Here is a 6,933-nt window from a genome sequence, read left to right on the forward strand (position 1 = left end):
AATAATATAGAATCTAGCGATAATTATGGATAAACTCCACAAGATTGATTGCATTCTCACGCGGCAAATCCGGAAGCATTCCGTGTCCTAAATTAAAAATATGCGCAGAATCTTTCATTAGTTCTAAAATCTCCCGCGCACCCTCAAGCATAGAATCCTCATTATAGATTCTACACGGCTCTAAATTGCCTTGCAAAGCATATTTATGCCCTAATTTTTCTTTTGCAATTCCAAGCGGTGTGCTCCAATCCACGCCAAAGACATCAAATTCTCCGTCTATCCTATCCAAATATCCAGAGATTCCTTTGGGGAATAAAATCACAGGAATATGAGGGTATTTGCGTTTTATGAAACTTGCAATTTGCTTACAATATTTCCAACCAAACTCCAAATACGCATTCTCTTCTAGCGCACTTGCCCACGAATCAAATACCATCACCGCATTCACTCCTGCTTGAATTTGCGATTCTAAATAATGTTTTAGATTGTGTGTAACTTTCTCAAGGATTGCGTGTAGAAATTGCGGATTGGAATACAAAGTCTTTTTAGACTTCGCATAAGTTTTGCTCCCCTCCCCCTCAATCATATAGGTTGCAAGCGTCCAAGGCGCACCACAAAATCCAATCAATGCCCTATCCTTAGCTAGATTTTGGCGCGTTAGAGAAATTGTATCATACACATAATTCAGTCTTTTATATGCTTCATCGCTTAATCTTTCCAAATCATTTTGAGATTCTATTGGTTTTTTAAACTTCGGTCCCTCTCCTGCATAAAATCCCAAATCCATTCCCATTTCTAATGGCACAACCAAAATATCACTAAATAAAATCGCTGCATCTACATTCAAAATCTCCACAGGCTGCAAAGTAACTTCACTTGCTAATTTCGGATTCCTACAAAGACTCAAAAAATCTCCTGCCTGCTTACGCACTTCTTTATATTCGCTCAAATATCTTCCGGCTTGACGCATAAACCACACAGGTGTATAAGGAGTTTTTTTCTTAAAACACGCATCAACAAAAATCATTTTTTCCTCTTTAAATATAAAATATTTCGTTGTATTTTATCTAAGTAATAGTGCATTTATGCTAAAATTACGACTTTTTAGATTGTTTTAATTTTTATTTTATAAAAACAGAATCTAACATTAAGGAAAGGTTTAGATTATGATACTCACCCTTGTAAAGAAAATTTTTAGCAGCAAAAATGACAGATTAATTCGTCATTATCGCAAAGAGATTCGCAAAATCAACTCCCTAGAAGAAAGCTATCAAAAACTAAGTGATGAGGATTTAAAAGCAGCTTTTTTGCAGCTAAAAATTCAAGTTCAAGAAGCACAAGATTCCAAAAAAGCCCTTGAAGAAGTGCTTTATGATTCGTTTGCAATCACAAGAGAAGCAAGCAAAAGAGTTTTAAAACTGCGCCATTTTGATGTCCAACTCATCGGTGGAATAGTGCTACACGAGGGTAAAATTGCAGAAATGAAAACGGGTGAGGGAAAAACTCTCGTCGCCACGCTTCCCGTTTGTTTAAACGCTATGGTTGGCAAAAGTGTGCATATCGTAACAGTCAATGATTATCTTGCACAAAGAGACGCGGAGCTTATGCGTCCGCTTTATGAATTTTTGGGATATTCCGTTGGGGTAATTGTCAGCGGAAATTATGACGATAATGATAGATTACAGCAATATTCTAGTGATATTGTCTATGGCACAAACAACGAATTTGGATTTGATTATTTGCGCGATAATATGAAATATGACTTCCATCAAAAAGTTCAAAAAACACATCACTTCGCAATCGTAGATGAGGTGGATTCTATTTTGATTGATGAGGCGCGCACTCCTTTGATTATTTCAGGTCCTGCCAATCGCACTTTAGATAATTATAAAGCAGCCAATGTTGTTGCACTGAAATTAGAAGAAGAAAAACATTATACTTTGGACGAAAAAAATCGCACGATTCTGCTTACCGAAGAAGGTGTCAATGAGGCGGAAAAACTCTTTGGTGTAGATAATTTATACAGCATTGAAAATGCGATTTTGGCGCACCATTTAGACCAAGCACTCAAGGCAAATAAGCTTTTTAAAAAGGATAAAGATTATGTCGTGCGGGAGGGTGAAGTCGTCATTGTAGATGAATTTACAGGAAGATTAAGTGAGGGGAGACGTTTTAGCGAAGGATTACACCAAGCCTTAGAAGCCAAAGAGGGAGTGCAAATCAAGGAAGAATCCCAAACGCTTGCCGATATTACTTATCAAAACTACTTCAGACTTTATGAAAAACTTGCCGGAATGACAGGAACAGCACAGACAGAAGCAAGCGAATTTTTACAAATTTATAATTTAGAAGTTGTCTCTATTCCGACAAATGTGCCCATTTTGCGTCAAGATTTAAACGATTTAATTTATAAAACAGAGGCAGAAAAATTTAAAGCATTGGTAGCAAAAATCATAGAACTCCACCAAAAAGGACAACCGATTCTTGTAGGGACAGCTTCCATAGAAAAAAGCGAAAAAATCCACGAATTGCTCCAAAAAGAGAGAATTCCGCATTCTGTGCTAAATGCCAAACAGCACGCTAAAGAAGCCGAAATCATCAAAGACGCGGGCAGAAAAGGGGCTGTAACAATCGCTACTAATATGGCTGGGCGTGGCGTAGATATTAAAATCAACGATGAAGTGCGCTCACTTGGCGGACTTTATATCATCGGAACAGAGAGGCACGAATCACGCAGGATTGACAATCAACTAAGAGGACGCAGTGGGCGACAAGGCGACCCGGGAACAAGCCAATTTTACCTAAGCCTTGAAGACCCATTATTAAGGATTTTCGGAAGTGATAAGATTAAAAATATTATGGACAAACTAGGATTAGATGAGGGCGAACACATAGAATCTCATCTTGTTACGCGTTCGGTTGAAAACGCACAGAAAAAAGTAGAAAGTATGCACTTTGAGGCAAGAAAACATTTACTAGAATACGATGATGTTGCAAACGAACAGAGAAAGGCAATCTATCGCGTCCGAGATGAAATGCTAGACCCCAACCACAATATTTCGCACAAAATCATTGAGAATCGCCAAGAAGCTATTACAATGCTTTTACAAAAATGCGAAGTTTTTAGCGAGGAAGATGACTTAGGACTACTTTGTGCCCAAGCGCAAGAAGATTTTAATGCACTTTTAAATCAAGACTCTTTAAAAGAATATTACAAAATAAATCACAACTTTGAAGGCTATATTGAAGAAATTTTATCCCACGATTATGAAGAAAAAATGCAGATATTAGACGAAAAAACGCGTAATGAGATTGAAAAACTCGTCTATTTACAAACATTAGACAACTTGTGGCGCGAACATCTTTATGTAATGGACAATCTCAAAACAGGAATTGGGCTTCGTGGATATAACCAAAAAGACCCGCTTGTAGAATACAAAAAAGAAAGTTACAATCTTTTCTTAGAGCTTGCCGCACAGATTAAATACACTGCAATTAAAATGCTTCAAAAAGTGCAGTTAAAACCCGCAGTTAAAGAAAATGAAAAAGAAGCGGAATTAGCGCGTCAAAAACTAACCAATTCTACCGAAGGCGCAACTTTTGGTAATACAAAAACAAAACCGGTGCGCAATGAACCTTGCCCTTGCGGAAGCGGCAAAAAATATAAAGATTGTTGTGGCAAAAGCGGACCTAAAAGCGGCGTATTAGCAAAACATAAGGAATCCTAAATGCAATCTTCACCTACTGCTCCCACACAGAATGCTAAACTGATTTCTTTTTTGGTGCGTCGCTATTTGCGATTCAATAAGGCGCAACCTTTTATTTCTGTTACCGCAATTTTAGCTTTTTTGGGTGTATGTATTGGTGTGATGGTGCTAATTGTTGCAATGGCATTGATGAATGGATTTGATAAGGAATTTGAGCGCAAATTATTCATTATGAATTATCCTATTACTGCCATAAGTAGCGGATTTGAAGCAATAAACTCTTCTGTGCTAGAGGAAATGGAATCACGCTTTAAACATCTAAGATTCAGTCCCTTTGTGCAAATGCAGGCAATCTCCAAAAGAGGAGCAAGAATGGAAGGCGCAATGATATTTGGTGTGGATTTTGAGCGCGAAAGCAAGCTTAATCCCATTTTCCAAACGGCGTTTGAAAAGACACAAAAAGCCCATCAACAAAATTTTGGCTTGCCTTATGAGGCGAATACATTTGACATTATTGTAGGTAAAACCCTGCAACAACAATATGGCTTGCAGTTAAACTCTAAGCTTCTCTTAATTTTTACGCATTTAACTCCCACAGCAATGAGCCTTACTCCCACAATGAAACATTTTAATGTTGCAGGTATTTTTGATTCTGGATTGATTGCCTATGATAAGGGTTATATTTACACCAATTTAGAATCCCTACAAACAATCAAAGAACTGCCTTATAATGTTTATGATGGAATCCATATTTATTCTGACGATGCACGCAAAGACATTCTTGCCCTACAAAAACATTATCCACAAATTCATTTCGTGGGTTGGTGGGAGCAAAATGGCAATTTCTTCGCAGCTCTTGCTCTAGAAAAACGCGCACTCTTTATCGTGCTTATGTTGATTATTCTTGTCGCTTCGCTCAATATTATTAGCTCGCTTTTGATGACTGTAATGAGTCGGCGCAAAGAAATTGCCTTGCTTCTCACAATGGGTGTAAGTGCAACCGAAATTAAAAAGACTTTTTTGTATTTGGGAAATTTTATTGGCATTAGTGGGATTCTTGTCGGTGGAATCTTGGCAGCTATCATTCTTATATTACTTTCTTCCTTTCCCATTATTTCATTACCAGCAGATGTTTATGGTAGCGACAAATTACCTTTGGAATTGTCTTTAATGGACTTGGGACTAATTCTCATTGGTTCTTTTGGAATCGTTTTTTCCTCTTCTTATTATCCTGCAAAAAAAGCAACACAAATTGACCCCTTGCAAGTTTTGCGCAATGAATAATTTTAAGAAATGCGATTCAAAAAAATTTTTATTGAAATCACAAATTTTTGCGGATTAAATTGCAGTTTTTGCACACCGATGAAGGCAAAAGACACTATGCCTTTAAGCCTTTTTAGCAAGATTATTAGAGAGATTCAACCTTACACCAAGCTTTGCGCCCTGCATATTTTAGGTGACCCCTTAACGCTCCACAATCTTAAAAGTTATTTGGATTCCGCTCAAGATTTAAGGATTGAAATCACGACAAGCGGATTTTACTTAACACCCCAAAATACCGCCCTACTGCTAAACCACCCCAATATCCACCAAATCAACTTCTCCCTAACAAGCGCACTTTACCAAAAAAACAAAGTAAATTTGGATTCCTATCTCACACCCATTTTAGACTTTTGCGCAACACACCAACACCTTCAAAGCGAGAAATTCATTAACCTGCGCCTTTGGAATCTAAATGCAACCTTAAGCGCACCTAGCAAAAATACAGAAATCTATCAAGCATTACAGGACTTCTTTCACCTTGATTTGATTGCCCCCACCAAAACGCGCCTTGCTTACAAGATTCATCTTGTGGGTGCGCCCTTTTTTCAATGGGCGGACGAAAAAGCACCACCGCAACACAAAGAGGGATTCTGCTATGGTGCGAGTAAGCAATTAGGAATCCTCTGTAATGGCGTTGTTGTGCCTTGCTGCTTTGACACCAAAGGAGAGATTCCTCTAGGCAATCTTAACTCCCAAAGTTTAAACGAGATTCTACACACACCGCGCATAGAATCCCTCATTCTTGGCTTTAAAGAAGGGAAACGCATAGAATCTCTGTGTCAAAACTGCTCTTATCTGCCACAACCCACACAGCAATAACAAAGCAGGAAGCGCAAGGTATGCCACATTATAGATTGCTTCGTCCGCTACGCTCCCTCGCAATGACGGAGGGGTAACCATTGTGTCATTGCGAGAAACATGCAGTGTTTCGTGGCAATCCATAACCAAGCATAAAGCAAATAAAATCTCTAAGGCAAGATTTCATTTTTTGCCCCATTAATACTCCATTAACTTTTATTCCGCTATACTTCGCAACCTTAAATCACACAAAGAAGGCATTCTATGCGCTCTCTTACATTCTTGAAAATCCCCCCCCCCCGAAAGTCTCTTGGACCTACTTTGTTTTAGGAGTTAGCCTCTTTGTCGTCTTGATGAATTTCAATCTTTTCTCCTGTCTTTATGGCAATATAGACTTTAAGGACAATCCGCTTTTATTCCTCTCACTGCCTCTAATTTTCTTTGGGCTAGTCTTAAGCATTTTTTCTCTCGTCTTTCTACCCTATTTAAGCAAGCCCCTAAGTATTCTTATCATTCTATCCACCTGTTTAAGTGTCTTTTTTATATCTAACTATGGCATTATCGTAGATTCGGATATGATAAGAAATGTTGTAAAAACAGACGCTAAGGAGGTGGGCGATTTATTGAATGCAAAACTTCTTTTGTTTGTGGTTTTTCTTGGAATCCTCCCTGCACTCCTGATTCTTAGTTGCAAGATTGAATATTTTGGATTCAAAGCACACTTAAAGCACAAACTCCTTTTACTCTCCTTTGGTTTAGTCTTAGCCTTTGGATTCTTTTTAATCCAAACAAAAACCTTGATTCCTTACTTTAGGAGCAATCTACAAGCAAGGGTTTATAACATTCCATTCTATCAATTCTACTCTGCCTTAAAATATTTCAAACAAGATTTTTCCAAACAACCAACCTTTTTGATCTTGTCCGAGAATGCAAAACTTAAGAATCCTAAAGAGAAAAAATTGCTTATTTTAGTTGTGGGAGAAACCGCTAGAGCGGCAAATTACTCACTTGGCTCTTATACGCGCAATCCTGTAAATGAATATACAGAACAAAAGGATATTACCTATTTTAATAATTTCTACTCTTGTGGCACTTCTACTGCGAT

Annotated in this window: 5 protein-coding genes; 4 read left to right on the forward strand and 1 reads right to left on the reverse strand. The window is 37.9% G+C overall.

Annotated elements, in window-relative coordinates:
- Positions 1 to 13: 13 nt before the first annotated feature.
- The gene (hemE, locus tag Q1553_RS00890; RefSeq protein WP_115550815.1) at positions 14 to 1,027 is read right to left on the reverse strand and encodes a uroporphyrinogen decarboxylase; all 1,014 of its coding nucleotides are present in this window, start codon (positions 1,025 to 1,027) and stop codon (positions 14 to 16) included.
- Between the two features lie 139 nt (positions 1,028 to 1,166).
- Between hemE and secA the strand changes: the two genes are divergently transcribed.
- The 4 genes from secA to Q1553_RS00910 all read left to right on the forward strand — a co-directional run.
- A complete protein-coding gene (secA, locus tag Q1553_RS00895; protein WP_300827119.1) occupies positions 1,167 to 3,728 on the forward strand; it encodes a preprotein translocase subunit SecA in 2,562 nt (853 codons plus the stop codon).
- The gene (locus tag Q1553_RS00900; RefSeq protein WP_115550816.1) at positions 3,729 to 4,991 is read left to right on the forward strand and encodes an ABC transporter permease; all 1,263 of its coding nucleotides are present in this window, start codon (positions 3,729 to 3,731) and stop codon (positions 4,989 to 4,991) included.
- Between the two features lie 9 nt (positions 4,992 to 5,000).
- Complete coding sequence (locus Q1553_RS00905; protein WP_300764503.1) at positions 5,001 to 5,849, forward strand: radical SAM/SPASM domain-containing protein; 849 nt, start codon at positions 5,001 to 5,003, stop codon at positions 5,847 to 5,849.
- A 332-nt stretch (positions 5,850 to 6,181) separates the two neighbouring features.
- On the forward strand, positions 6,182 to 6,933 hold a 752-nt coding region (locus tag Q1553_RS00910; protein WP_300842676.1), incomplete at its 3' end, for a phosphoethanolamine transferase domain-containing protein.

It is taken from the genome of Helicobacter sp. UBA3407, assembly GCF_949747025.1.
Lineage (GTDB): Bacteria > Campylobacterota > Campylobacteria > Campylobacterales > Helicobacteraceae > Helicobacter_D > Helicobacter_D ganmani.